At 71.6% G+C, this 25,498-nt stretch carries 19 protein-coding genes; 12 read left to right on the forward strand and 7 right to left on the reverse strand.

Features of this window, described 5'->3' with window-relative positions; translation table 11 throughout:
* Positions 1–289: 289 nt before the first annotated feature.
* Positions 290–1,783 (forward strand): cellulose binding domain-containing protein, encoded by a 1,494-nt coding sequence (locus tag ACWD5F_RS29685; RefSeq protein WP_451258939.1) that lies wholly within the window; start codon positions 290–292, stop codon positions 1,781–1,783.
* Positions 1,784–1,811: 28 nt separating this feature from the next.
* On the opposite strand, the gene ACWD5F_RS29690 is transcribed toward ACWD5F_RS29685, so the two are convergent.
* Positions 1,812–4,784 carry a SpoIIE family protein phosphatase gene (locus ACWD5F_RS29690; protein WP_451258941.1) on the reverse strand — a complete coding sequence of 991 codons (2,973 nt, stop codon included), beginning with the start codon at positions 4,782–4,784 and terminating at the stop codon, positions 1,812–1,814.
* A 354-nt stretch (positions 4,785–5,138) separates the two neighbouring features.
* On the opposite strand from ACWD5F_RS29690, the gene rutA reads away from it, so the two are divergent.
* From rutA to ACWD5F_RS29720, 6 genes are all read left to right on the forward strand, one after another.
* A complete protein-coding gene (rutA, locus tag ACWD5F_RS29695) occupies positions 5,139–6,212 on the forward strand; it encodes a pyrimidine utilization protein A (protein ID WP_451258943.1) in 1,074 nt (357 codons plus the stop codon).
* Positions 6,213–6,255: 43 nt separating this feature from the next.
* A complete protein-coding gene (locus ACWD5F_RS29700; RefSeq protein WP_451258945.1) occupies positions 6,256–7,800 on the forward strand; it encodes an MFS transporter in 1,545 nt (514 codons plus the stop codon).
* A complete protein-coding gene (locus tag ACWD5F_RS29705) occupies positions 7,797–8,423 on the forward strand; it encodes an isochorismatase family protein (RefSeq protein WP_451258947.1) in 627 nt (208 codons plus the stop codon). Before ACWD5F_RS29700 ends, ACWD5F_RS29705 begins: the two co-directional genes overlap by 4 nt.
* 233 nt (positions 8,424–8,656) lie before the next feature.
* On the forward strand, positions 8,657–9,766 hold the full coding sequence (gene rsgA / locus ACWD5F_RS29710; protein WP_451258949.1) for a ribosome small subunit-dependent GTPase A: 1,110 nt from the start codon (positions 8,657–8,659) through the stop codon (positions 9,764–9,766).
* Between the two features lie 175 nt (positions 9,767–9,941).
* Positions 9,942–11,342: a bifunctional transcriptional activator/DNA repair enzyme AdaA gene (locus ACWD5F_RS29715; RefSeq protein WP_451259513.1), complete on the forward strand. Its 1,401-nt coding sequence runs from the start codon at positions 9,942–9,944 to the stop codon at positions 11,340–11,342.
* Entirely contained in the window at positions 11,342–11,833 is a 492-nt protein-coding gene (locus ACWD5F_RS29720) for a methylated-DNA--[protein]-cysteine S-methyltransferase (RefSeq protein WP_451258951.1), read from the forward strand. The genes ACWD5F_RS29715 and ACWD5F_RS29720 overlap by 1 nt, the downstream gene beginning before the upstream one ends.
* Here the strand turns inward: ACWD5F_RS29720 and ACWD5F_RS29725 are convergent.
* The 3 genes from ACWD5F_RS29725 to ACWD5F_RS29735 form a co-directional block, all read right to left on the reverse strand.
* Positions 11,830–12,213 (reverse strand): PPOX class F420-dependent oxidoreductase, encoded by a 384-nt coding sequence (locus tag ACWD5F_RS29725; RefSeq protein ID WP_401717545.1) that lies wholly within the window; start codon positions 12,211–12,213, stop codon positions 11,830–11,832. The genes ACWD5F_RS29720 and ACWD5F_RS29725 overlap by 4 nt on opposite strands.
* Before the next feature lie 116 nt (positions 12,214–12,329).
* The gene (locus ACWD5F_RS29730; protein WP_451258953.1) at positions 12,330–12,812 is read right to left on the reverse strand and encodes a DUF456 domain-containing protein; all 483 of its coding nucleotides are present in this window, start codon (positions 12,810–12,812) and stop codon (positions 12,330–12,332) included.
* 139 nt (positions 12,813–12,951) lie between these two features.
* Positions 12,952–13,941: a helix-turn-helix domain-containing protein gene (locus ACWD5F_RS29735; protein WP_451258955.1), complete on the reverse strand. Its 990-nt coding sequence runs from the start codon at positions 13,939–13,941 to the stop codon at positions 12,952–12,954.
* Between the two features lie 452 nt (positions 13,942–14,393).
* On the opposite strand from ACWD5F_RS29735, the gene ACWD5F_RS29740 reads away from it, so the two are divergent.
* Both ACWD5F_RS29740 and ACWD5F_RS29745 read left to right on the forward strand, forming a co-directional pair.
* A complete protein-coding gene (locus ACWD5F_RS29740; protein WP_451258957.1) occupies positions 14,394–15,866 on the forward strand; it encodes a protein phosphatase 2C domain-containing protein in 1,473 nt (490 codons plus the stop codon).
* 83 nt (positions 15,867–15,949) lie between these two features.
* Positions 15,950–17,692 (forward strand): pyruvate dehydrogenase, encoded by a 1,743-nt coding sequence (locus tag ACWD5F_RS29745; RefSeq protein ID WP_451258959.1) that lies wholly within the window; start codon positions 15,950–15,952, stop codon positions 17,690–17,692.
* Positions 17,693–17,710: 18 nt separating this feature from the next.
* On the opposite strand, the gene ACWD5F_RS29750 is transcribed toward ACWD5F_RS29745, so the two are convergent.
* Entirely contained in the window at positions 17,711–19,006 is a 1,296-nt protein-coding gene (locus ACWD5F_RS29750; RefSeq protein WP_451258961.1) for a helix-turn-helix domain-containing protein, read from the reverse strand.
* Positions 19,007–19,237: 231 nt separating this feature from the next.
* Here ACWD5F_RS29750 and ACWD5F_RS29755 point away from each other — a divergent pair, with 231 nt between their 5' ends.
* The gene (locus ACWD5F_RS29755; protein ID WP_451258963.1) at positions 19,238–19,852 is read left to right on the forward strand and encodes a hypothetical protein; all 615 of its coding nucleotides are present in this window, start codon (positions 19,238–19,240) and stop codon (positions 19,850–19,852) included.
* 128 nt (positions 19,853–19,980) lie between these two features.
* Positions 19,981–20,451: a hypothetical protein gene (locus tag ACWD5F_RS29760; RefSeq protein ID WP_451258965.1), complete on the forward strand. Its 471-nt coding sequence runs from the start codon at positions 19,981–19,983 to the stop codon at positions 20,449–20,451.
* A 12-nt stretch (positions 20,452–20,463) separates the two neighbouring features.
* On the opposite strand, the gene ACWD5F_RS29765 is transcribed toward ACWD5F_RS29760, so the two are convergent.
* Positions 20,464–23,499 (reverse strand): alpha-mannosidase, encoded by a 3,036-nt coding sequence (locus ACWD5F_RS29765; RefSeq protein WP_451258967.1) that lies wholly within the window; start codon positions 23,497–23,499, stop codon positions 20,464–20,466.
* A gap of 271 nt (positions 23,500–23,770) precedes the next feature.
* On the opposite strand from ACWD5F_RS29765, the gene ACWD5F_RS29770 reads away from it, so the two are divergent.
* Positions 23,771–24,172, forward strand: a complete 402-nt coding sequence (locus tag ACWD5F_RS29770; protein ID WP_401718525.1) for an ATP-binding protein — start codon at positions 23,771–23,773, stop codon at positions 24,170–24,172.
* Positions 24,173–24,267: 95 nt separating this feature from the next.
* On the opposite strand, the gene ACWD5F_RS29775 is transcribed toward ACWD5F_RS29770, so the two are convergent.
* The gene (locus ACWD5F_RS29775; protein ID WP_401717568.1) at positions 24,268–25,314 is read right to left on the reverse strand and encodes a DUF2637 domain-containing protein; all 1,047 of its coding nucleotides are present in this window, start codon (positions 25,312–25,314) and stop codon (positions 24,268–24,270) included.
* Between the last annotated feature and the right edge of the window lie 184 nt (positions 25,315–25,498).

Here is a 25,498-nt window from a genome sequence, read left to right on the forward strand (position 1 = left end):
GTGCGTGCAGCTGCAAGGCGGAGGAGGGAGTCGACGCGGAGCGTCGGCGACCGACGACAACGCCGCAGATGTGCGTGCCAGGGCCCGCGACGCCGGACTGATCCGCCGGACAGGCCCTAGCGGTGAGGTGCACCGGGGGTCGTCGTCAGGCGACCGCCGGTAACCGAAATTGAAACGGGCGCTTGTCAGTTGTGTCGACGACGTGAAAGGCTCGGGCCCTGCCGCGAGGCTCCCCACAACTCCGTTGCCAATATGGTGAGTTGACCTCGCTTGTGGATGCAGGAGACCCATGCCCGACCTGCCGACCCCGAAGGACGCCGCCGAGGCCGCGCTGTTCTCGGAGTGCTGGGACGCCGTGCTGTCCTACGCCGACCTGTGCACCGCGGGTTCCACCGCGGCCACACAGTTGGCCACGGAGGCATTCGCGCTCGGCATACGCGAAGCACGCGCCGCCGAGAGCGGCAATGCCAGGAGCACCGGCCGCCGCGCGCCCAACCTCCCCGTGATCCCCCTGCTGCTGACCGCCGTACGCACCACCGCGGCGGCCTGGGAAGCGGGTGGACAGGGTCACGACCTCGACTCCGATCTGCGGCTGTGGCTCAACTCCGACAAGGCCGCGCGCTACACCGGACCGCCGCTGCTGCGCCCGATCGCCCTGCGTGGTCTGCGTGACCTCCAGGAGGCGGACGCCGCGCTGCTGTGGCTGGCCGAGGTGGAGGCGCTGCCGCTGCCCGTGGTGGCCCGCCGCCTCGGTCTCGACGCGGCCCTCGTCGCCGACGAACTCGCCCAGGTGCGCGGCCTGTTCCGGGACCGCTGCCACCGCAACCACGTCGACACCCCGATGGACGCGCAGTGCCGCAGTTATGTGCGGCTGCTCGACGCGGTCACCCGGTCGCCCACCGCCGACATCCCGGACGACCTCTCGCACCACCTCGCCCGGTGCGTGGCCTGCGCGGAGGCCGCCGCCTGTCTGCGGCCCAACAGCGGCGGGCTGCCCGTCGCGCTGGCCGGCGGAGTGATCGGCTGGGGCGGCCTCGCCTACCTGGAGCGCCGCCGCCGGGCCGCCGAGGTGCGGATGGGTGCCGGACGCCCGGAGCTGACCGCCGGCATGGGCGGTGAGCCGCAGGACGCCGCCAAGCGGGCGAAGGCCCTGCGCAACGGTCTGCTCGTCGCCGCCGTCCTGGTGTCGCTGCTGGCGCTGGCCGTGTCCATGATGCCGATGGGCGGTGGCATGGACGACGACGCGTCGGCCTCCGGCGACCCCTCGGCCGGCACCAGCCCGGTGGCCGCGCCGCAGCCGTCCCTGCCGTCCTCCATACCGCTCCCGAAGACGGCCTCCCCGACCCCGTCCGCCACCACGACGGCGACGCCGACCGGCCAGGGCAAGAAGGCGGACCCGGACCCGGAACCCCAGGGCACCTCCTCGTCCACCGCTGACGGCAAGCCGTCCCCGAGTAAGAGCGCCTCGCCCACCTGCGCGTTCGCGTTCGACCTCGTCAACCAGTGGCCCGACGGCTTCCAGGCCACCATCAGCGTCACCACCGAGAAGGCCCTCGGCGACTGGCGGGTGGCCTGGTCCTTCAAGGACGGCCAGCGCGTCGGCCAGATGTGGGACGCCAACTTCGCCCAGAACGGCTCCCGGGTCACCGCCACCGCCGCCGACTACAACAAGTCGGTCCCCGCGAACGGCACGTTCTCCTTCGGCTTCATCGCCACCTGGTCGGGCAAGAACTCCCCGCCGTACGACGTCACGCTGAACGGGCAGAGCTGCGCGAAGTCCTGACCTCGCGACACCCTCCGGACGAGGACCGCTAGCGGTCCTCGTCCCCCAGGAGCAGGGCGTCCAGGTCCCCCGCGAACTCGGCCGTGTTCAGGAACATCAGGTCCAGGGCGTCCGACGCCGGCTCCGGTCGGTTCTCCGGTGTGAACAGGGACTGTTCCGTCCAGATGCACTTTCCCGTGGCCGTGTAGCGCGTGCCCCAGCGCTGGGAGAGGGCCGTGATCAGCTGAAGGCCGCGGCCGCCCTCGTCCGTGTCCGTCGCACGGCGGATCCGGGGCATCGTCAGGCTGCCGTCGAAGACCTCGCAGATCAGCTCGGCGCCGTGCAGCAGGCGCAGCCGCAGCGGGCCCCTGGCATGGCGGATCACGTTGCCCACCATCTCGCTGGCCAGGAGTTCCGTGGTCGGGATCAGATCGTCCAGGCCCCACAGGGTGAGCTGCTCACGGACGTGGCGGCGGGCCTGACCGGCCGCCCGCGGGTCCTCGGGCAGCGCCCAGGACGCCATCCGGTCGCCGGTGAGGGCGTGCAGCCGGGCGACCAGCAGGGCCGCGTCGTCCGTCGTCGCGCTCTCGGCGGGCAGCAGCCCGGCTGTCAAGGTGTCGCAGAGGCGTTGCAGGTCCAGCTCCGTGCCCGGATCGGCCTTGTGCGCCTCGTGCAGCAGACGCGCCAGGTCCGCCATGCCCTCTTCCATCTCGCGCTTGGACGACTCCACCAGACCGTCGGTGTAGAGCACCAGCAGGCTGCCCTCCGGAACCTCCAACTCGACGGTCTCGAAAGGGGGTTCCGCCGCGCCCAGCGGAGGGTCCGCCTCCAGCGGCGGGAAGTGGACCGTGCCGTCGGGGTGCACCACCGCCGGCGGCGGATGGCCGGCCCGCGCGATGGAGCAGATCCGGGAGGTCGAGTCGTAGAGCGCGTACAGACAGGTCGCGTACGACTCCTCGCCCATGCCGGCGACCAGGTCGTTGAGGTGGCTCATGATCTCGTCGGGTGGGAGTTCCAGGTCGGCCAGGGTGTGGACCGCCGTGCGCAGGCGGCCCATCGTCGCCGCCTCCGGCAGGCCGTGGCCCATGACGTCGCCGACCACCAGGGCGACCTGGCCGCCCGAGAGCGGAATGATGTCGTACCAGTCGCCGCCCACGTCCATGCCCTGGCCCGCGGGAAGGTAGCGGGCGGCCGCGGTGCAGGCGGGCAGATCGGGCAGGTCCCGGGGGAGCAGGCTGCGCTGGAGTTCGCGGGACCGGGTGTGCTCGGCGTCGTAGAGCCGCGCCCGCTCCAGGGCCTGGGCGACGAGGGCGCTGATCGTGGTCAGCAGCGTGCGCTCCTCGTCGGAGAGCCGGCGGGAGCGCTCGAAGGCGACGACGCAGACGCCGAAGGTGTTGCCGGACGCCGTCAGCGGCAGGAACGCCCACGCCTGCTTCTCGGCCCGGGCCGGTCTGCCGGTCAGGGCGGGGTAGCGGGCCGTGTACTCCTCGACCGAGGAGAGGAACAGCGGCACACCGGACTCGATCACGTCCCAGGACGGCTCACCGGATGTCCGGGAGTGGCCGTCGACGATGGCGAGGAAGTCGTCCGGGTAGCCGTCCGCTCCCACGGTGTGCAGCCGGTCGCCCTCGACGGCCTGCACCAGCAGGCCGGCCGCGGCGAACGGCGGCAGCACCCGGCGGGCGACCGCGGCCACCACGTCCTGCGAGGTCGTCGCCTTGGCCAGGGCTTTCGTCAACTCGCCCATCCGGGCCGCGCGTTCGACCGCCGCGCGCTCGGACGCCCGGCGCTCCTCCTCGTGCTGCCGCTTCTCGGTGACATCGGTGAAGTAGAGGGTACGGCCGTCGGGACCCGGCACCAGGCGCACGTGGTGGCGCCGCCCGGTGTCCCCCATCCGCACGTCGAACCCGACGGATCTCTCCTCGGCCGCGGCCTCCCGGCAGCGGCTCTCCATGCCGGGCACCTCGCGGGTGGCGGGCAGCTCCCACAGCAGCTGCCCGAACAGCTCCTCCTCGGAGAAGCCCAGCGTGCGCTCCGCCTCCAGGTTGGCGAAGGTGATCCGCCACTCGTCGTCCACCGCCAGGAAGCCGTCGCTCATGTGGCGCAGGGCGCGGCCGAGCGCGTCCCGGGCGGACCGCGACTCGTTGCTCTCCCAGCCCACGCCGATCATCCGGTGGGGCTCGCCGTTCTCGTGGTACGTCACCCGGGCGCGGGCCTGCGTCCAGCCGTACGTCCCGTCCAGCCGCCGTACCCGGTACTCCGCCTCGAACACGCCGTGGTCGCGGATCGCCCGGTCCACCGCGTCCAGCGTCGGCGCCAGGTCGTCGGGGTGGACGCACACCATCCAGTTCTCGACCCTGGCGGTGTAGTCCTCCGGCCGGAAGCCGTACAGCTCCACGGCCGCCTCGTCCCACAGCAGCTCGCCGCCCTGGATGTCCCAGTCCCAGGAGCCGACGCTGACCTCCTTGAGGGCCTGCCGCAGGCGGTCGCGGGAGCCGGTCAGCTCCGTCCGGGAGGGGGTGGAGGGCGGCGCGGCCTGACTCATGCGCTCCTCGGTCCAGGCGACCAGGTCCTGGAGGAAGTCCCACTGCCGCGAGGTCGGCTCGCCCTGGTCGCCCGCCAGCACCGTGAGCGCGCCGATGCTGCGGTCGCCGCCGAACAGCGGCAGGGCGGCGAGGCCGGTGCCGGGCCAGCTGAGGTCCGGGGTCGACGCGGCCACGGGCGCGGGGGCCGACGCGGCCACGGGTGCCGGCTCCAGCGGCAGCCACACGCCGCGGCCCTGGTGCAGGGCCCGGGCCTGGGCCGACGGACCCTCCTGGTCGATGATCTCCCAGGAGCGGGCGAGCGCGGGGGGCAGACCGGTCGACGACACCAGGCGCAGCATCGACATGGGGCCGCGCAGGTGAATCGTTCCCCCGAGGGCGCTCAGCTCGCCCACGGCGTGCTGGAGCGCCAGCCGGAAGACCTCGCTCTCCGCCACGCCGGGGTCCACCGTGCCGAGGAGAGCCAGACGCGCGTTCATACTCTGGACTTTACCGTTCCGGTCTCAGGTGACGTACAGCTTCGCACGATTCCCACCAGCGACTCCGACCGTCGACACGTGCTCAACTGACGTGAATTCAGGGCGAGTTGTGAATTGATCACGCTGGGGTGATGATCGGTGACGGTGCGTGTCGCGCCGGCCCGTGGCGGGGTGAGCCGGCCGCCGTGCGTAGCGCCGCGTTCACAGATCGGGACGAGGGTAGTAATGATCGACGCATACGGTCGAGGCCGGCCCGGAACTCCCCCTGGAACCAGCGGAATTCGCGGAACTCTCCGATCATGCAAGCTCGTTGTCACCCCGTCAGATTCACCCCACCCGTCAGCGAGGAGCGGTATGGACATCGGCGTCTTCATCCCCATCGGCAACAACGGCTGGCTCATATCGAAGAGTTCACCCCAGTACCTGCCGAGCTTCGAGCTGAACAAGGCCATCGTGCAGAAGGCGGAGGAGCACGGGCTCGACTTCGCGCTGTCGATGATCAAGCTCAAGGGGTTCGGCGGCGAGACGGAGTTCTGGGACCACAACCTGGAGTCGTTCACGCTGATGGCCGGCCTGGCCGCCGTGACGGAGCGCATCAAGCTGTACGCCTCCACCCCGATCCTCGCGCTGGAGCCCGCCATCGTCGCCCGCATGGCGGTGACGATCGACTCCATCGCCCCCGGCCGCTTCGGCATCAACATCGTCACCGGCTGGGCCCCCGGCGAGTACTCCCAGATGGGCCTGTGGCCCGGCGACCAGCACTTCGGCAACCGCTATGCCCGCGCCGCCGAGTACGTCACCGTGATGAAGGAGCTGTGGAGCGAGGGCGTCAGCAACTTCAAGGGCGAGTTCTACGAGATGAACGACTGCGTGCTGTCCCCGCGCCCGACGGACGGGCACATCGACATCGTCGCCGCCGGCCAGAGCACCACCGGCATGAAATTCGCCGCCGAGCACGCCCAGTACAACTTCATCCTCGGCAGCGGAGTCAACACCCCGCTCGCGCTCTCGGGCACCACGGCCGGCCTCGTCGAGGCGGCGCGCGAGACCGGCCGTGACGTCGGCGCGCTCTCGCTCTTCATGGTCATCGCCGACGAGACCGACGAGGCCGCCCACGCCAAGTGGCAGGACTACCACGACAACGCCGACCGCGCGGCGCTGGCGTACATGGCGGGGGAGACGGCCACCGACACGACCTCCGACGGCACCTCGACCGCCCGGACCATCGCGCTGCCCGAGGGTGCGGTGAACTTCAACATGGGCACGCTGGTCGGGTCGTACGAGACCGTCGCGAAACTGCTCGACGAGGTCGCCGAGGTCGACGGCACCAAGGGGATCATGCTCGTCTTCGACGACTTCCTCGAAGGCCTGGAGAACTTCGGCACGCGCATCCAGCCGCTGATGAAGTCGCGCTCAGTCCCGCGGTGACCACCGACCCCGTGACCGATCCGCCGGACCTGTGGCCGGCCTGATGTCCGGGGCGCGGCCCGCCGTCCGTGACCCGCGGTGGGTGTTCGCCGCCACCGCCGTGGGCGTGGTCGCCGTGTTCCTCAACATGAGCGGTCTCGCCGTCGCCCTGCCCACGATCGCCCGGGAGCTGGGGGCGGGCCCCGGGCAGGCCGACTGGATCCTGCTCGGCTACATGCTGGTCACCACCGCACTGATCCTCGTCTTCGGCCGGATCGCCGACCTGGTCGGCCGCCGCCGGCTCTATCTCGCCGGACTCGTCGTCTTCACCGTCGCGACCGGGCTCGCGGCGCTGTCCCCGACGGCGGAGCTCCTGATCGCGGCCCGGGTCGCGCAGGGGGTCGGGGCCGCCGCCGTGATCACCAACAACACCGCCCTGCTGACCGACGTCTTCCCCGCGCGGAGCCTGGGCCGGGCCCTCGGCTGGAACGTCACGGTGGCCGCGCTGGCCCAGATCGCCGGACCGCTCGTCGGCGGCGCGGCGACCCAACTCCTCGGCGCGCACGGACTGTTCGTCGTCTGCGTGCCGATCGGGCTGCTCGCGATCGTCGCCTCGGCGCTGGTCGTCCCGCGCACTCCGCCGACCGGAGGCGACACCGTCCGGCGGTCCGGCGGGGCCCGCGAACCCTTCGACCTGCCGGGCGCGCTGCTGTCCTCCGCGATGCTGACCGCGCTGGTCCTCACCCTGACCCCGGGCGGCACGGCCACCGTCGCCGGCTGGCTGCCGTGGGTCTGCGCCGGCGCGACCCTCGCGCTGTTCACGGCCTTCGTCGTCGTCCAGGCAAAGCGGTCGCACCCCCTGGTCGACGTGGCGTTGCTGCGTACCCGGGCGATCGCCCTGGTGCTCGTCGCCGTGCTCGCCAACGCGGTCGGCTCCTACGCCGTCGTACTCCTGGCCTCCCTGCACGAGCAGGCGGTGACCGGTGCCACGTCCCTGCAGGCGGGGGTGTTGGTGACACCGGTCGCGGTCGGCACGCTGCTGACCTCGGCCGTCGCCGGTCCGCTGTTCGACCACTTCACCCCGCGAGCGTTGACGACGGCAGGCACGGCCATGACGGCGTGCGGACTGCTGGGCTTCTCGCTGACGCTCTCGACCACGGCGGTGCCGTTCCCGGAGGTGGCCCCGTTCCTCTTCCTCGTGGGGGCCGGCACCGGGCTGTTCATGACACCCAGCACGAGTGCCCTGATGCTCAGCGCACCGGCGGACCGGCGCGGGATGGCCAACGGCCTGCGGTCGACCACACAGAACGTGGGTTACCTGCTCAGTACGGCACTCGCGCTCGCGTTCACCACGACGGGACTGAGCGAACCGGCCCGGCATGCCGCGTACGACGGGACACTCGGCACGCTGAACGTGCTCGCGTCGGGCGAGTTGAGCCGCTTCGTCGCCAACATCCGCGTCACGGGGTTCGTCCTCACGGGCATCCTCGTGGTGGGGGGAGCGATCTGCCTCGCGTTCCCGACCTCGCTGCGAGCGCCACGTACGACCGACGCGGCCGTCGCCAACGCCCGCCCGGAGTCCGCCACTTCACGAAGGGCATCGCCATGACCGGTTCCCGGCAGGAGGACTACGAGCAGGCCGGATTCGGCGGCCGGCTCACCCCCGGCACCTCCCCGGCGCTCCTCCTGGTGGACCCCGCCCGCGCCTACGTCGACCCGGACTGCCCGCTCTACGCGGGCGTCGAACCGGCGGCCGAGGCCATGAGGCTCCTGCTGGCCGACGCACGCCGGGCCGGGATCCCGGTGATCGTCACGCGGGTGCTGCTGCGGCCAGACGGCAGCGACGGCGGCCTCTTCTTCCGCAAGGTGCCCGTCCTGCGGGCCTTCGTCGAAGGCAGTCCCTTCGGCGACTTCATCGACGGGCTGGCCCCGGCGGCGGACGAGCTGACCGTGACGAAGCAGTACCCGAGCGCCTTCTTCGGCACCGGCCTTGCCGGTCACCTCACGGCGAACGGCATCGACACCCTGTTCATCGGCGGCCTGTCGACGAGCGGCTGCGTCCGCGCCACCGCCCTGGACGCCATGCAGTACGGGTTCGTCCCCATCGTGGTCGAGGAGGCCGTGGGCGACCGGGACGCCGACATCCACGCGGCCAACCTCTTCGACATCAGGCACAAGATCGGCGAGGTCTGGCCGATGGGACGGGTACGGGACCATCTCGATGCGCTGTGATCCGGTGCGCCGCAATTCGGTGCGCCGCAATTCAGTGGCGTCTCGGCCCGAGTGCCTTTAAAGTCGTGCTCGTTCGGACCGTGCTCGTTCACGAGGAAGACCTTGGAGGTGTTGACCGATGACTGTCGTCGCGCTGGGCGCTGCCCGCCCCCACGAGTTCATCAAGTCCACCTCCCTGGCAGCCGGCTGACCTCAACTCCCTCAGCCGGGGCCGTCCTTGTGAAGGATTCCCCTTGACTTCCAGCAGTTCCAGCTCTGTTGCCTCCGTCTCCTCCGCGCTCGCTCCCTACGGCTGGGACGACGCATGGGCCGACGCGTTCGCGCCCTACGACACCCAAGGCCTCCTGCCCGGGCGGGTCGTCCGCGTCGACCGCGGCCAGTGCGACGTGGTCACCGCCGACGGGACCGTACGGGCCGACACCGAGTTCGTCGTTCCCCGTGACCCGATGAAGGTCGTGTGCACGGGTGACTGGGTCGCCGTCGACCCCGCGGGCAGCGACCCGCGCTACGTACGGACGTATCTGCCCCGCCGTACCGCCTTCGTCCGTTCCACCTCCTCCAAGCGGTCCGAGGGGCAGATCCTCGCCGCCAACGTCGACCACGCCATCGTCGCCGTCTCCCTCGCCGTCGAACTCGACCTCGGCCGCGTCGAACGCTTCCTCGCCCTGGCCTGGGAGTCGGGCGCCCAGCCGGTCGTCGTGCTCACCAAGGCCGACCTCGTGCCGGACCCGGTCGGCCTGTCGTACCTCGTCGAGGACGTCGAGACGACCGCCCCCGGAGTGCCGGTGTTGACCGTCAGCGCCGTACGCGGTGAAGGCCTCGACGTCCTCGTCGCCCTCGTCTCCGGCGGTACGTCCGTGCTGCTCGGCCAGTCCGGCGCGGGCAAGTCCACCCTCGCGAACGCGCTCCTCGGCGAGGACGTCCTGGACGTACACGCCACCCGGGACGCGGACGGAAAGGGCCGTCATACGACGACCACCCGCAACCTCCTCGCCCTGCCCGGCGGCGGAGTCCTCATCGACACACCCGGACTGCGGGGCGTCGGCCTCTGGGACGCCGAGACCGGGGTCGGCCAGGTCTTCGCCGAGATCGAGGAACTGTCCGGACGCTGCCGCTTCCAGGACTGCGCACACGAGCGCGAGCCGGGGTGCGCGGTGCTTGCCGCGCTCGACTCCGGGGAGTTGTCGGTGCGGCGGTTGGAGAGTTACCGGAAGTTGATGCGGGAGAACCAGTGGATCGTGGCCAAAACCGATGCGCGGGTCCGTGCGGAGCTTCGGCGGGAGTGGAAGCGGAAGGGTTCTGACGGGAAGGCGGCGATGGAGGCGAAGCGGGGTCGGTGGTGACCGGGGTTGTCGTGGCCGTCTGGGGGCTGCCGCCCCCAGGCCCCCGCTGTCGGCCCTGAAGGGGCCTCGTCCTCAAACGCCGGACGGGCTGAAGATCGACGAACCCGGAGTGTCCGGCTTGACGTCTGATTTCCGCTAGCTCGGCGGCTTCTCCCGGCGGAGACTTGGTTCCGTGATGGACGACGACAGCAGGTACGAAGCCGTGCGGAGCAGGGACGGGCGGTTCGACGGGGAGTTCTTCTTCGCCGTGCTGACCACCGGGATCTACTGCCGGCCCAGCTGCCCGGCGGTGACGCCGAAGCGGCGGAACGTGCGGTTCTTCGCCACGGCCGCCGCCGCGCAGGGGTCGGGGTTCCGGGCCTGCCGACGGTGTCGGCCCGACGCCGTGCCGGGGTCCGCGGACTGGAACGTGCGGGCGGATGTCGTGGGGCGGGCCATGCGGCTTATCGGTGACGGGGTCGTCGACCGGGAAGGCGTCGCCGGGCTCGCCACGCGGCTCGGGTACAGCGCTCGGCAGGTGCAGCGGCAGCTCACCGCCGAGCTCGGTGCCGGGCCCGTCGCGCTCGCCCGCGCCCAGCGGGCGCACACCGCGCGGGTGCTCGTGCAGACCACCGACCTGCCGATCACGGAGATCGCGTTCGCGTCCGGGTTCGCGAGTGTGCGGCAGTTCAACGACACCGTGCGGGCCGTGTACGCGGCCACGCCGAGTGCCCTGCGGGCCGCCGCGCCCCGGACCGGGAGGGGTGGGCTGCGGGAGGCCGCTCCGACCGCCGGGATTCCCCTTCGGCTCGCCCATCGCGGGCCCTATCAGGCCGGTGCCGTCTTCGATCTGCTCGCGGCCGAGGCCGTGGCCGGTGTGGAGGACGTGGATGGGGTGGTCGGGCGGCGCGTGTACCGCCGTAGCCTCCGGCTTCCGCACGGCACCGGCATCGTCGCCGTCGACGAGCGGGGCGGTACCGTCCGGTCCACGACCGGCGCTCACCCCGGTGGATGGCTGGATGCCCGGCTGCACCTCACCGACCCCCGCGATCTGACCACCGCCGTGCAGCGGCTGCGGCTGCTGTTCGACCTCGACGCCGATCCGTACGCCGTCGACGAGCGGCTCGGCAGTGATGAGCGGCTCGCGCCCATGGTCGCCGCCCGGCCGGGGATACGGTCGCCCGGTGCCGCCGATCCGGCCGAACTGGCGGTGCGGGCACTGGTCGGGCGGGACGCGGCCGAACGGCTCGTCCAGCGGTACGGCAAGGCGCTCGACGCGCCCTGCGGCAGCCTCACCCACCTCTTTCCCGAACCGGCGGTCCTGGCGGAGGCCGAACCGCACGGCACCCTGGGCGCGCTCACCGCCGCCCTCGCCGACGGCGCCGTACGCCTCGATGCCGGCGTCGACCGGGACGACGCGGCGGCGGCCCTGCTCGCGCTGCCCGGCATGGACGCGGCCACGGTCGCCACGATCCGCGCCCGCGCCCTCGGCGATCCCGACGTCGCCCCGCCCTTCCTCGACGTACCCGACAGCTGGCGCCCCTGGCGCTCGTACGCCTTGCAACACCTGCGTGCCGCAGGGGAGTTGGAGTTCTGATGAGTGGCCCTGTGCGTTATGCGAGTGTCGACAGTCCCGTGGGGCCGCTGCTCCTCACCGCCGACGGCGAGGACGGCACGCTCACCTCCCTGTCCGTGCCCGGACAGAAGAACGGCCGTACGGTTCAGGAAGGTTGGCTGCACACGCCCGACCTCTTCCGTGCCGCCGGTGAACAGCTCGCCGCCTACTTCGGTGGTGAACTCAAGGAGTTCGAGCTGGAGTTGCGCAGCGAAGGCAGTGAGTTCCGGGAGCGGGTGTGGGGTGCTCTCGGGGCCGTGCCGTACGGGGAGACCACGACCTATGGTGCGATCGCCGCGCGTATCGGGGCCTCCCGTGCCGCCGTGCGGGCCGTGGGTGGAGCGATCGGCGCCAATCCCCTCCTGATCGTGCGGCCTTGCCATCGGGTGATCGGCGCGGACGGCTCCCTGACCGGGTATGCCGGCGGTCTGGAGCGCAAGACCGTACTGCTGTCCTTGGAGGGCGTGCTCTAGGCCTCCGTGTCCACCTCGTCCAGGCCCCAGCTGTGGATCCGGCGTGGGTGGACGCGGATCACCTCCTCACTGAAGTGCGGGCCCAACTCGTGCGGTCCGGTGAGGAGTTCGGCCTCGCCGCGGATGTCCACGCCGCGTACCCGCCACGGGCGCAGGCTCGCGATGTCGTCCACGACCAGGGCGGCCTTCGGGTTCTTGAGGAGGTTGCGCCATTTCTTGGTGGTGCCCATCGCGTACCCGCCGATCAGGACGGTGCCGTCGTCCTGGAGGAAGAAGCCGACCGGGTTCGCCTGCGGCTGCCCGTGCGGATCGACGGTGGCCAGCCGGCCCAGCCGCTGCGACTTCAGATACGTACGCTCGGCCTCGGTGAATTCGGTCATGGCGGCAAGCCAAGCACCCACCGTCGGCCCGCGCATCGGCCGCACGGACCAGGACCGCGGGCCTACATCCGCACGAGCGAGCCGGGCGTGCCGTCGAGCGAGCCGGGCGCGTGCCGTCAGCCCCAGATCACCGCGCCCAGCCACGCCCCCGCGATCAGCAGGCAGGTGAACAGTTCCGCCAGCACGCTGGACCCGCCCGAGCGCATCGCCGTCCGCAGTGCCGCCCGTGCCTCTCCGTGCCCGCCCAGGCGGAGCCGTTCGCCGACGTAGATGCCGCCCATGAAGCCGGGTATCGCGCCCAGGACGGGGACGAGGACGAAGCCCAGAAGCGCGCCCGTCCCCGCGTACACGCCCATTCGGGGGGTGGCGCCGCTCGCGCGCAGCCGTCTCGGGGGCAGCATCCAGCGCACCACCTGGCAGACGAGGAGCGCGATGGTGGCACCCACCAGCACGCCCCATGCCACCGGCTGCGGGTCCTTCAGCGCCCACCACAGAACCGCGGCCCATACGAGCCACGATCCCGGCACCCCGGGCACGAGTACTCCACACAGGCCGAGCAGGAGGACCAGGCCGACCAGCAGGAGGTCCCACACTCCCATCTGACCAGAGTGCCGGAGGGGAGACGAAGCCGCAGATCAGGCGTGGCCGGTAAGGGCCGGTCGGGCGTGGGGCGGGAGCGGTGAGCGGTCGCGGGTCGGGCTGAGCCGGCGCGGGTCAGAAGGGCCCAGCGCGCGGCGGTCAGAAGGACCCGTCCCTGGTCACCCAGCCCCGTTCGTACGCGTGCCAGCCCAGCTGGAGGCGGGTCGTCACGCCGGTCAGTTCCATCAGGCGCTTCACCCGGCGCTGCACCGTCCGCAGGCCCAGGTCGAGCTGTTTGGCGACGCTCGCGTCGGTCAGGCCGGCCAGCAGCAGGGACAGCACCTCCAGGTCGATGGTGTCGGGGCCGTCCGGGGTCTCCTCGGTGACCCCGGACGCGCCGAGGCGCAGCGGCAGCGCGTCCCGCCACACCGACTCGAACAGGCCGGAGAGGAGTTCGAGGAGGCCGCTCGCGTGGACCACCAGCGCGGCGGGTTCCGCGGTGTGCGAGGTGAGCGGCACCAGGGCGGTCGTCCGGTCGGCCACCACCAGTTTGGTCGGGACCCGTTCCACCACCCGGATCCGCTCCTCGCGGGCGAGCGCGGCGGACAGTTCGGTCATGCCGTCCGGCAGGTCGAGGACGGACCGCTCGACCACCACCCGGTAGACCACGCCCCGATCGGTCGCCTGCTCCTCCGCCTCGTTCTCGACGCCGGAGACGACGGCCGGGTTGCCGGTGACCAGCGCGCACACCTCCTCGCTCGCGCCGAGCTGGAGCTGGAGGAAGCGCTGGGCGACCGCCGCCGCGCCGATCACCACCTCGACCAGGTCGTGCACGGCGGGCTCGGCCGCCGTCGCCCGGTACTCCTCCGCCAGCAGGGCGGCCGCCAGTTCCGCCTTCTCCAGCTCGTGCCGCTGCTGGGTGAGCAGCGCGCCCAGGGCCACGCCGGGCGGGGCGGCGACCCAGCGGCCGGGGCGGGCCGAGGACTGGGCGGCGAGGCCGTGCCGCTCAAGGCGGCGCAGGGTGCGTTCTGTGTCGCGTTCGCCGAGTGTCAGCCGCCGGGCCAGGTCGGACACGTCGGCGGCGCCCACGGACACGAGGGCGCGGTACGCCGACTCGTGTGTCTCGTCCAGTCCCAGCACTTCCAGCATCAGCTGTCGCCCTCCCCGTCGAACCAACCTCGCGCGTGCCCACGTATGGCGGAAAACAGCCATGGCGCAAACCCGCCTCGGCACATCATCGCCGTACCACCCGGCACTCTGCCAAGGTGGCGCCACCGCGGACGCATTCCTGAATCACAGCTGGTCTTCAGGGTGCGGGGGCACAATCAGGCCGGTCCGGCAGGCGCGGGGCGGGACGCGGTCACTCAGATCGTGATCAGGGTCCGAGACGTGTCGCCGGCACGCAGGGGATCCGGGCCCGGGTCACCTCGGTGTCGCCGGGCGGTTCTCCCGTGGGGGGTGGAACCGTCCGGCGGCTTCAACTCGCCACTCCCGCATCACTGTTCGACAGGTAGCTCGACACGCCGTTCGATGCGCCATGTCGCGCCGGTTTTTCCTGACGCCCCGTTTTCATCGAGCCCGCGCGGTGGACAATTAGGGGCATGAGCCAGCAGGGGGGAAGTCCCACCGGTCACGAGGACGACTGGTGGGGACAGCTGTACGACGACTCCACCGAGGACACGGGCCCGGCGGGCGCCGCCGACTCCCTCGACGACCGTTTCGCGTCGGCGACGGAAGCGGTGACGGACGGTTCAGGTGCGAGTGCCGGCGGCCGTGCGGGGACCGGTGTTCCCCCGCAGCGTCCGGTGATCGCCGACACCCCGGAGCCGCCTCGCGCGGGGCCCGTCCGGGACCGTGTCCCCTGGGAACCGCCGCTCGCGGCACCCCAGAGTCCGGAACCCCTGTCGGCAGCCCCGCCGGCCCCCACGGCACCACCCCCCGAACCCCGTACGCCGCCCGGTACCCCGCCGACCCCGCTCGGGCCCCCGCCGGCCGGGTTCATCGCTTCCGTCCAGGACGCCCCACCCGCCCCACCTGCCGCACCCGTCCCATCCACCTCCCCGGTCCTGCGCACCGCCACCCACCTGGACCTCCCGACCCTCCCCCCACCCAACGTCGACTACGTCGGCTCCGGACCGCCCACCTACGACGCCGAACCCACCGCCCTGCCGCTCGCCGACCCGGACGACCTCGACGATCTGGTCGCGGACACCGTGCTGGACGGCGCCCGGTACGGGGCCTGCACGCTGCGGGCCGTGTCCGTGCGCGGGGACTCCGCACGGTTCCGGGGCGAGCCGCGCCGCGACTCGCTGCTCACCGCGAGGTTCGGCACCGGTGAGCACGCGCTGGTGCTGGTGGCGATGGCGACCGGTGCCCGGGCCACGCCGGGCGCGCACCAGGCCGCCGCCGAGGCCTGCCACTGGATCGGGCGGGCCGTCGGCCGCAGCCATGCCCGGCTCGCGGAGGACATCAGGTCCGGCCGGCGCGGTGACCTGAAGTCGGGGCTGCACCGGCTGACCGACCGCAGTCTCGGCAAGCTCCGGGCGGGCGCCGCCGAGCAGGGCATCGACCCGGAGGAGTACTCCGCGACCCTGCGCTGTCTGCTGCTGCCGGCCGACCCCGAGTGCCGTACGCGCGTCTTCTTCGGCGTCGGCACGGGCGGACTCTTCCGGCTCAGGGGCGGCGAGTGGCAGGACATCGAACCGCGGGTCACCGATGTCACCGGCGACGCCGTCGTCGGCTTCGGCTCGCTGCCCTCCGAGACGCCCGAGGGCGACCGGCTCACCATGGACCTCGGCATCCCGACCCCGCCGAGTCCCTACGAGCCCGCCCCCGAGCCGCCCCACGAACCCTTCCGCTTCCGCGCCTCGGTGGCCCAGCCGGGTGACACGCTCCTGATGTGCACCGGAGGTCTCGCCGAGCCGTTGCGCGGCGAACCCGACCTGTGCCGGTATCTCACCGGCCGGTGGTCCGGGGGCGAAGCCCCCGGGCTCGCCGCCTTCCTCGCCGACACCCAAGTCAGGGTCAAGGGTTACGCGGACGACCGGACCGCCGCGGCCGTTTGGGAGGCGTGAGGCTTCGGGCTGTGAATTCATGGAACCCAGGGGGACCGGAAGACCGCGGAGATCCAGCGGAGACCTAAGGGGCGCCCAGAACCATGGCCAAGCAGAACGTCGCCGAACAGTTTGTCGACATCCTCGTCCGCGCCGGAGTCAAACGCCTCTACGGAGTCGTCGGCGACAGCCTCAACCCCGTCGTGGACGCGATCCGCCGCAACTCCGCCATCGACTGGGTGCACGTGCGCCACGAGGAGACCGCCGCCTTCGCGGCCGGCGCGGAGGCCCAGATCACCGGCAAACTCGCGGCCTGCGCCGGTTCCTGCGGGCCCGGCAACCTCCACCTCATCAACGGCCTGTACGACGCCCACCGTTCCATGGCTCCCGTGCTCGCCCTCGCCTCGCAGATCCCGTCCAGCGAGATCGGCCTCGGCTATTTCCAGGAGACCCACCCCGACCGGCTGTTCACCGAGTGCAGCCACTACAGCGAGCTGATCTCCAGCCCCAAGCAGATGCCGCGGCTGCTCCAGACCGCGATCCAGCACGCCGTCGGGCAGTCGGGCGTCAGCGTCGTCTCCCTCCCCGGCGACATCGCCGCCGAACCCGCCCCCAACAAGGCCGTGGAGACCGCCCTCGTCACCTCCCGGCCCACCGTCCGGCCCGGCGACGCCGAGATCGACAAGCTCGTCGACCTGATCGACCGGGCCGAGAAGGTCACCCTCTTCTGCGGCAGCGGCACGGCGGGCGCGCACGCCGAGGTGATGGAGTTCGCGGAGAAGATCAAGTCGCCCATCGGCCACGCACTGCGCGGAAAGGAGTGGATCCAGTACGACAACAAGTTCGACGTCGGCATGAGCGGTCTGCTCGGCTACGGCGCCGCCTACGAGGCCACCCACGAGTGCGACCTGCTGATCCTGCTCGGCACCGACTTCCCGTACAACGCCTTCCTCCCCGACGATGTGACGATCGCTCAGGTCGACGTCAGGCCCGAGCATTTGGGGCGTCGCTCCAAGCTCGACCTGGCCGTGTGGGGCGATGTGAAGGAGACCCTGCGCTGTCTGACCCCGCGGGTGAAGCCCAAGGAGAACCGGCGCTTCCTCGACAAGATGCTCAAGAAGCACGCGGACGCGCTGGAAGGCGTGGTCAAGGCCTACACCCGCAAGGTCGAGAAGCACACCCCGATCCACCCCGAGTACGTGGCCTCCGTACTGGACGAACTCGCCGACGAGGACGCCGTGTTCACCGTCGACACCGGTATGTGCAACGTCTGGGCCGCCCGCTACATCACGCCCAACGGCCGCCGCCGCGTGATCGGTTCGTTCTCCCACGGCTCGATGGCGAACGCGCTGCCCATGGCGATCGGCGCCCAGTTCACCGACCGGGAGCGGCAGGTCGTGTCGATGTCCGGGGACGGCGGATTCTCCATGCTGATGGGGGACTTCCTGACGCTGGTGCAGTACGACCTGCCCGTGAAGGTCGTCCTCTTCAACAACTCCTCCCTCGGCATGGTCGAGTTGGAGATGCTGGTCGCCGGACTGCCCTCCTACGGCACCACCAACAAGAACCCCGACTTCGCGGCCGTCGCCCGCGCCTGCGGTGCCTACGGCGTGCGGGTGGAGAAGCCCAAGGACCTGGCGGGCGCCCTGAAGGACGCCCTCAAACACAAGGGCCCGGCCCTCGTCGACGTCGTCACCGACCCCAACGCCCTGTCCATCCCGCCGAAGATCAGCGCCGAGATGGTGACCGGCTTCGCCCTGTCCGCCTCGAAGATCGTCCTGGACGGAGGCGTCGGCCGCATGCTCACGATGGCCCGCTCCAACCTGCGCAACGTGCCCCGGCCGTAAGGGCGGTCCGACCGCTTCCTAGTAGCGCTCGGTCGGCACCCAGGCCCGCGCGCCGGCGTCGTTCGTCCCGTACCAGTAGCGCGGCAGGCCCTTGGCGCTGGTGGTACGGAACGGGCTGCCGTGGTCGTCGATGCGGACGGTGCCGGTGCGGCCCTCGGAGGACCACTCCAGCTCCAGGTACCAGCTGCAGTCGCAGGTCGCGGTCGTCGCGTCGACCAGCAGCGCCTCGGGGTCCTGGGCGGAGACCTTGTACGGGAACTTCACCGCCGGGATCGGCGTCCCGGTGTCGTTGCCTGCCTGCGCGCGGGCGACGGGGCGGTCCTTGTCGAGGTTCACCGCGAAGTAGCGCGGGGTGAGTCCGCCGCCGCAGCCCTGGTCCATGGCGTAGTCGATGCCGGCCATCGGGGCGGCGCGGCCGACGACCCGGACCCGCAGGCCTTCGAGGACCACCGCGGTCGAGGACCGTCCCTGCACCGTGATCTGCACCTTGGTCAGCCGCCCGTGCACCGCGCCCTGGGTCGCCGCCCACACACCGGCGTCCTGCTGGGCCGGCGGCGGCGGGACCTCGGTGATCGGCTTGTCGATGACGTAGTCGTGGCCGCAGGTCCCCTCCCAGATCTGGTCGTCGGCCGTCCACGTGAGCGGCGTACCGCCGCCGCCCGAGGCGGGCCCGCTGGTCCCCTTGCCCGCCGGACCCTCCTTCTTGGGGGTCGGGGACGCCGAGGACTTCTTGCCCGACGGCGACGGCGACGACGAGGCCGAGCGGCCGGCGGACGGGCTGCCGCTCGGGGTCGCCGAGCGGGTGGCGGTGCCGGCCTCCGTCGTACCGGCCATGTCCGGCGACTGGGCCGAGCGGGACGGCGGACGGTCGTCCGACAGGGCGGACAGGCTGCCCAGCGTGAGCATCAGGACGGAGGCCGCGGCGGCGCCGACCAGGATGCGGCGCCGGCGGTACCAGGGGTGGCCCGACGCGGGCGCGGAGTCCGGGCCGGGCAGCCCGCCCTCGGCGCTCGCGATCACTTCGGTGTCCTCGGCCGACGCCGCCTCGGCGGCGCGCGGACGCTGCCGGGCCGCCACGGCGAGCAGCCACAGCCGGTGCAGTTCGTGCCGCTCCTCGGGCGTGGCATCACAGAAGGCGGCGAACCGCTCCACGGGCGCGAAGTCCGTCGGCACCGCTTCGCCCGCGCAGTAGCGGTGCAGCGTGGAGGTGTTCATGTTCAGCCGCCGGGCCAGCGAGCCGTAGCTCCGGTCCGTGCGCGCCTTCAGCTGCCGCAGCAGCGCCGCGAACTCCTCGACGTCGTCCCGAGTCGACACCGTACCCCCGTCAATATGTCGGATCCCAGGCTCGGACCCGTATCCCAGGCACTCCATATACCTGCACGTCAGATGGGCTGGGATGGTTCCATCATGGCGCATCGGGCGGCGGCGCTTGCGGTCGGCCGAGGTGACGGCCGATGCTCTTGGTGTCGCACCGACCAGGGCCGGACCGACCATCCGCCGCCGGTACGACTCCGACACCCATGCACTCACCCACGGGGGACACCCATGCCCAAGCGCAGCAAAGCCGGCGCGCTCACCGTACTCGCCATCGCGGGTCTCGCTCTCGGTACCTCACTCGCCGCACCGGCGAGCGCGGCTCCGAAGGCGCCCGGCTTCCTCGCGGCCAAGCAACTGCCGCCGCACCCCAGCTCCGCCTGGACGGCCGATAAGGTCACCGCCGGCGTGCCGGAGGAGACGGAGTGGGACACCTGCCTGCGGGCCCTGCCGGGCCAGAAGAACGCCTGGCACCGTGACTTCCGGACCGACCTCGACACGAACGCCCGCCAGATCTCCGTCACCCTGGCGAACACCAAGGCGGCCAAGGCGCTGGTCTCGAAGCTGAACAAGGACCTCAAGTCCTGCCCGGCCCGGCTCGACGCCGACCCGGACATCAAGGCCTCCGGCAAGGACTACGGGACGCTCGCCGTCGAAGAGGGCGCCCACGTCTACGGCGTGCACACCGAGGCCTCCTGGGGCGCCAGCGACGTCCGTCTCGTCTCGGTCGGCCGGGACGGAAAGACGGTCACGGTCGTGAACTGGGCCCAGATGGGCGATCTCAAGGACGCGCCCGTGAAGGCCTTCAAGAAGACGACCGTCACGGCGGTCAACAAGCTCCACTGACCGCCGCCACCAGCTGGGGCCGCCCTCCCGCACGGGGGTCGGGCGGGCGGCCCCATACCTCTCATCGCACGCAGAGCACGACAGCGACGCTCGACCAGCGACGCACGACACAAAACGGGGAAACAGACATGAGCAGCAAGCAGAGCATCGCCCGCCGTTCCACCGTGGCCGCCGGCCTCGCCCTGGCCCTCGGCCTCGGCATCACCGCCCAGGCCTCCGCCGGAGCGCCGCGCAGCGTCAGCGGGACGCCGTCGAACAACATCACCCGCATCGCCGACTTCTACGGCGCCTACATCGACGCCGTGACCGACGAGGGCAGCGGCGACCTCGGCGACACGCTGCGGGGGCACTACCTGACCCCCGCCTACCAGAAGCAGCTGGCCGCCTGGGAGGACAGGGAGCACGCCGACGGCGTCCTGCGCGCCCAGAACGTCCCGCTCTCCTGGAAGGTCACCGACAACGGCTCCACGAAGAAGTACACGGAGGCCGTGGTCACCCTGACCTGGAGCAAGAACAGCACCACCAAGGTCGTCGTCGACATGGCCCGCGACAGCCGCGAGATCTACCACATCGGGGCGAAGGGCCTGGCGAAGAAGTAGGCCAGGAGGCGGTCACTCCGGGCGCAGTCGCAGGGTGAGGATCTGGAACGGCCGCAGTTCGATGGCCAAGTCGCTGTCGTGCAGCGGCCGTTCCAGCAGGTCCGTCACCTCGGCCCGGGCCACCGGGAACCCGGCGCTCAGTGTGGCCCGCGCCCGGCCGCCCCGGGACTCGTAGAGCCGGACCACCACATCGCCGCTCCGGTCCTCCGCGAGCTTGACCGACTCGACGGTCACGCCCGGGTGGTCGACCCGGACGAGGGGTGCCACGACCGGTCCCTCGGCCACCCGCAGCGGCAGGTTCAGTGCCAGCCCCTCGGCGACCGCGTGCACGACGTCCCCGCCGGGCAACAGGGCGTAGGAGAAGCGGTGCTGTCCCAGGTCCGTCTCCGGGTCCGGGCTGTGCGGGGCGCGCAGCAGGGTCAGGCGTACGGTCGTGCCGAGGCCGTCGGCGTGCGGGGAGCGGGTCACGTCGTGGCCGTACGTCGAGTCGTTGAGGATCGCGACGCCGTACCCCTCCTCCGCGACCCGGATCCAGCGGTGCGCGCAGATCTCGAAACGGGCCGCGTCCCAGGACGTGTTGGCGTGCGTGGGACGGTGCACGTGCCCGAACTGGATTTCCGCGGTGGAGCGTTCGGCGTGCACGTCCAGCGGGAAGGCGGCCTTGAGCACCTTCTCCGACTCCTGCCAGTCGACGTCCGTGACGACGTCCACCCGGCGGCCGGCCGCGGCCAGCCGGATCTCCTGCGTGATCCGTGACTTCCCGAACGTCCGCGTCACCCGCACCGCCGCGAGCAGCGGCCCGTCCGCCACCGGCTCCACCGACTCGACGTCCGTCAGGTCCGTGTGCCGGCGCCGGTAGTGCCGGTCGATGTCCCAGGCGTCCCAGGCATTGGGGTGGTCGGGATGCAGCTGGAGGAGATTGCCGGGACCGGACAGCACCTCGCGATCGGCCCGCAGGTCCCGCACCGAGGTGAGCAGACCCCGTGCGTCCACGGTGACCCGGAGCCGGGAGTTCTCCAACACATAGGTGTCACCGACCTGTTGGGTCCGGACGCTCTCGTCCGCCGTGTCCGGCACCGGCGCGCTGCCCAGCCCGGGCACGGTCACCAGACCGTCCCCCACGACCTCGGTCCGCGCGTACGGCGAGGCGTTGAAGACGCTCCGCCCCTCGCCCGACGCACTGCCCGGCCCGTCGGCCGACCCCAGCGCGGTCACCGCCGCGGCCGTGATCTCCTCGGCCTCCGCCAGCACCCGCGCGTACGTCTCGCGCGCCTCCCGGTGCACCCAGGCGATCGAGGAGCCGGGCAGGATGTCGTGGAACTGGTGCAGCAGCACCGTCTTCCACAGCCGGTCGAGCGCGTCGTACGGGTAGGCGTACGAGGGATCCCGCACCGCGGCCGTCGCGCACCACAACTCCGCCTCGCGCAGCGCGTGTTCGGAGCGCCGGTTGCCCTGCTTGGTCTTGGCCTGGGTGGTGTAGGTGGCCCGGTGCAGCTCCAGATACAGCTCGCCCGACCACACCGGCGCCTGGGGACCGTACTCCTCCTCGGCGGCGGCGAAGAAGGCGGACGGTCTGCCGACCGTGACCCGCGGTGAGCCCTCCAGGGAGCGCAACCGCCGTGCCTTCTCCAGCATTTCGCGGGTCGGACCGCCGCCACCGTCGCCCCAGCCGAAGGGGACCAGTGAGCGCGTCGCCCGGCCCTTGTCGGCGAAGTTGCGCTCCGCGTGCGCGAGTTCGCGACCGTGCAGTTGCGAGTTGTACGTGTCGACCGGCGGGAAGTGGGTGAAGACGCGGGTGCCGTCGATGCCCTCCCACCAGAAAGTGTGGTGGGGCATCCGGTTCGACTGGTTCCAGCTCAGTTTCTGGGTCAGGAACCAACGGATTCCGGCCAGTTTCGCGAGCTGCGGGAAGGCGGCCGTGTAGCCGAAGGAGTCCGGCAGCCAGACCTCCTCGGTCTCGGTGCCGAGCTCCTCGGCGAAGAACCGCTTGCCGTGCACGAGTTGGCGGGCCAGTGCCTCGCCGCCGGGCATGTTGGCGTCCGACTCGACCCACATAGAGCCCACGGGCGCCCAGTTGCCCTCTCGCACGGCCTTCCTGATCCGCTCCCAGATGTGCGGCTGGTGCTCCTTCACCCACGCGTACTGCTGGGCCTGCGAGCAGGAGAAGACCAGCTCGGGGTAGTCGGCGGCGAGCGCGGTGACGTTGGCGAAGGTGCGCGAGGCCTTGCGGACCGTCTCGCGCAGCGGCCACAGCCAGGCCGAGTCGATGTGCGCGTGTCCGGTCGCGAAGACCCGGTGCGCGCTCGCCGACGCCGGCCGGGACAGCACGTCCGCGAGGGCCGCGCGGGCCGCCGGCGCCGTGCCGGACACGTCGTGCAGGTCCAGCGCGTCGAGCATGTCCTCCAGGGCGCGCAGCACCTCGTGCCGCCGGGCCCGGTCCATCGGCAGCTCGTGCATCAGCTCCGACAGCACCTCGATGTCGAGGCCCAACTGCCACACCTCTTCGTCGAGTACGGCCAGGTCGGCAGCCCGGAATCGGTAGATGGGCGCATCGCCGGCGGTCAGGACGTCGCCCAGGTGCGTAGGCTCGAAGCCGTGCAGTACGGCCGGATTGGCGGCCGCCTCCAGGAGCAGATGCACCGGTTCGCCTCCGCTCGCCGGGGCCCCGAGAGTCAGGTGGCGGTTGCGCGGGTGAACGCCTTTGAGGGGGACGCCCGCGGCGTCGTACAGCAGTCCCTCCGCCTGGAAACCCGGTCCGTCGCCGGTGAATCCGGGGTCGATCACCGCCTCGACCCGTCGGCCCGCCCACTCCTCGGGCACCCGCCCGGTCAACCGGAACCAGCTTGTCGACCAGGGCTTTCCCCACTCCGTGCCGGTCGTGAAGGGCTCGTAGGCGGCCTGCAGCGCCTGGTCCACCGGCACCGGCTCGCCCGGCACATGCCACACGGACAGGGCCAGCGGCACGCGCGCCCCGTACCGCGCGGGCTGCACGAACTGCCGTACCGCGCGCTCCAGTCGGGCCTCAACCAACAGTCGGTCGTCGTGCACGGCGGCTCCTTCGACGCTCGGACGGCTCGGTCCAGGGTGTCATCCACCCGACGGGCAGCGCCGTATCCGTGGCCGAACACCTGGTCGTCCAGGATTGGACATGACTGGCGCGTGTCCCAGAGGGCATGGATCCCCGTGAACGTGTTCGACAAGGAGGGGAGCCGACATCGGCACGCGGGCGGGGGTCATGAAGAGGTACGCACGAGGGGGCGGTCCTGTGGCGATCGGGGCCTCCTCGGCCAGGACAGTGGAGGAAGAGGACGACAGTGCCATGGAGCAGGCGCGGTCGCCACAGCTTCGGCGCCGACTCGGGCGCGCCGATCTGAAGGAAGTGCCCGAGGCACGACGGGCGTTGCGCGAGCTGCTGCGGCAGTGGGGCAGGCCCGGACGATCGGAGATAGCGGAACTGCTCACCAGCGAGCTAGTCACCAACGCGCTCATCCACACCGACCACGACGCGGTCCTGACGGCCACCGTCGGACCGCACGGACTCCGGGTGGAGGTACGGGACTTCGTGGCCCGCAGGCCGCGGCTGCGCGTGCCGAGCGCCGACGAGGGCACGCACGGCAGAGGCCTGGTCCTGGTGCAGTCCCTCGCGGACGCCTGGGGCGTGCGCGCGCACGCGGTGGGCAAGGCGGTGTGGTTCGAACTGGACGACGCCGAGATCGCCTGAGGCCCGCGGGCACGCGATCGACATGTCCGGGCACGGCGGAAGGGGCGCGACCCGTGTGGGTCGCGCCCCTTCCGCCGTTGCAAGAGCCCGCTCGGCTAACCGAACTGCTGCTCCAGGTCCTTGAGCTTGCGCTCCAGGGAGTCAAGGCGCGGCAGGGCCATTGTGTCGTCCTCCGCGGTGAGGTCGACGGTCAGCGACTCGGCGCCGGCCTTGCGGACGGGCTGGAGCGAGGGCCGCGAGCGGACGGGCAGCGGCTCGGGCGCCGATATGGCGGTCTCCGCGGAGGCCGGCGCGGACGCCCGCTCCAGGGCCTCCATCTGGCGCCCGCCGTTGCCGCCGCCACGGCCGACGAAGCCGCGGTGGCCCCGGCTGATGGCCTTGAGCTGCGCGCGCTCCAGACGGTCCTGCTCCCGGCGGCGCAGCCGGTTCTGCTCGTGCTGGCGCTTGTCCTCGCGCACCTCGTCGACCGCCTCGTCCAGGCTGCGCACGTTCTCCAGCAGCATCAGCGACCAGGCCCTGTAGGTCTCACGGGGAGCACGCAGCCAGCGCACGATACGGATCTGCGGCAGCGGACGCGGCACCAGACCCTGCTCGCGCAGCGCGGCCCGGCGGGTCTGCTTCAGCGCGCGGTCGAACAGCACAGCCGCGGACAGCGACATGCCGGAGAAGAACTGCGGAGCGCCGTCGTGGCCGAGACCCCTGGGCGCGTGCACCCAGTTGAACCAGGCCGCGGCACCCGCGAACGTCCACACCAGTATCCGGGAGCCGAGCGCCGCGTCACCGTGGCTGGCCTCGCGCACCGCGAGGACGGAGCAGAACATGGCCGCGCCGTCCAGGCCGAACGGCACCAGGTACTGCCAGCCGCCGGAGAGGCTCAGGTTCTCCTCACCGAAGCCGACCAGGCCGCGGAAGGAGAGGGCGGCCGCCACCGCCGCACAGCAGAACAGAAGGACGTAGGAGGCGGTGCCGTATATGGCCTCCTTGCGCCTGCGGCGCTCCTCGCTGCGCTCCCACGAGTCGTCTTTCGCGTGCTCCCCGCCGGACCGCTTGCTCCGCGCGAGCACCGCTACCGCTGCCAGCATGCCCAGGAGCAGTACGGCGCCCGGAAGCAACCAGTTCAGCGATATGTCGGTCAGTCTCATCTAGGGGTCCCTTGCATTGGGATAGGGCGTAACGCCCGCCATAGTGGCCCAATCCCAACGGCCCTCAGGCGTTTTCGGGGCAAGAGGCCGCCAAGGAAGTGCAAGGGGATGCCCAGGGCGGCGTTCTGCTCGAACTGCCGCATGAGGGGCGGGAGTTGAGTTCGAATAAGACTACCCGTACGGG

Source organism: Streptomyces sp. NPDC002499 (assembly GCF_053595415.1).

Excerpts from the sequence above, each read along its gene's own strand:
- ACWD5F_RS29685 (WP_451258939.1), top strand. The coding sequence starts at position 290 with ATGCCCGACCTGCCGACCCCGAAGGACGCCGCCGAGGCCGCGCTGTTC.
- ACWD5F_RS29690 (WP_451258941.1), bottom strand. The coding sequence starts at position 4,784 with ATGAACGCGCGTCTGGCTCTCCTCGGCACGGTGGACCCCGGCGTGGCG.
- rutA (WP_451258943.1), top strand. The coding sequence starts at position 5,139 with ATGGACATCGGCGTCTTCATCCCCATCGGCAACAACGGCTGGCTCATA.
- ACWD5F_RS29700 (WP_451258945.1), top strand. The coding sequence starts at position 6,256 with ATGTCCGGGGCGCGGCCCGCCGTCCGTGACCCGCGGTGGGTGTTCGCC.
- ACWD5F_RS29705 (WP_451258947.1), top strand. The coding sequence starts at position 7,797 with ATGACCGGTTCCCGGCAGGAGGACTACGAGCAGGCCGGATTCGGCGGC.
- ACWD5F_RS29715 (WP_451259513.1), top strand. The coding sequence starts at position 9,942 with ATGGACGACGACAGCAGGTACGAAGCCGTGCGGAGCAGGGACGGGCGG.
- ACWD5F_RS29720 (WP_451258951.1), top strand. The coding sequence starts at position 11,342 with ATGAGTGGCCCTGTGCGTTATGCGAGTGTCGACAGTCCCGTGGGGCCG.
- ACWD5F_RS29725 (WP_401717545.1), bottom strand. The coding sequence starts at position 12,213 with ATGACCGAATTCACCGAGGCCGAGCGTACGTATCTGAAGTCGCAGCGG.
- ACWD5F_RS29730 (WP_451258953.1), bottom strand. The coding sequence starts at position 12,812 with ATGGGAGTGTGGGACCTCCTGCTGGTCGGCCTGGTCCTCCTGCTCGGC.
- ACWD5F_RS29735 (WP_451258955.1), bottom strand. The coding sequence starts at position 13,941 with ATGCTGGAAGTGCTGGGACTGGACGAGACACACGAGTCGGCGTACCGC.
- ACWD5F_RS29740 (WP_451258957.1), top strand. The coding sequence starts at position 14,394 with ATGAGCCAGCAGGGGGGAAGTCCCACCGGTCACGAGGACGACTGGTGG.
- ACWD5F_RS29745 (WP_451258959.1), top strand. The coding sequence starts at position 15,950 with ATGGCCAAGCAGAACGTCGCCGAACAGTTTGTCGACATCCTCGTCCGC.
- ACWD5F_RS29755 (WP_451258963.1), top strand. The coding sequence starts at position 19,238 with ATGCCCAAGCGCAGCAAAGCCGGCGCGCTCACCGTACTCGCCATCGCG.
- ACWD5F_RS29760 (WP_451258965.1), top strand. The coding sequence starts at position 19,981 with ATGAGCAGCAAGCAGAGCATCGCCCGCCGTTCCACCGTGGCCGCCGGC.
- ACWD5F_RS29770 (WP_401718525.1), top strand. The coding sequence starts at position 23,771 with ATGGAGCAGGCGCGGTCGCCACAGCTTCGGCGCCGACTCGGGCGCGCC.
- ACWD5F_RS29775 (WP_401717568.1), bottom strand. The coding sequence starts at position 25,314 with ATGAGACTGACCGACATATCGCTGAACTGGTTGCTTCCGGGCGCCGTA.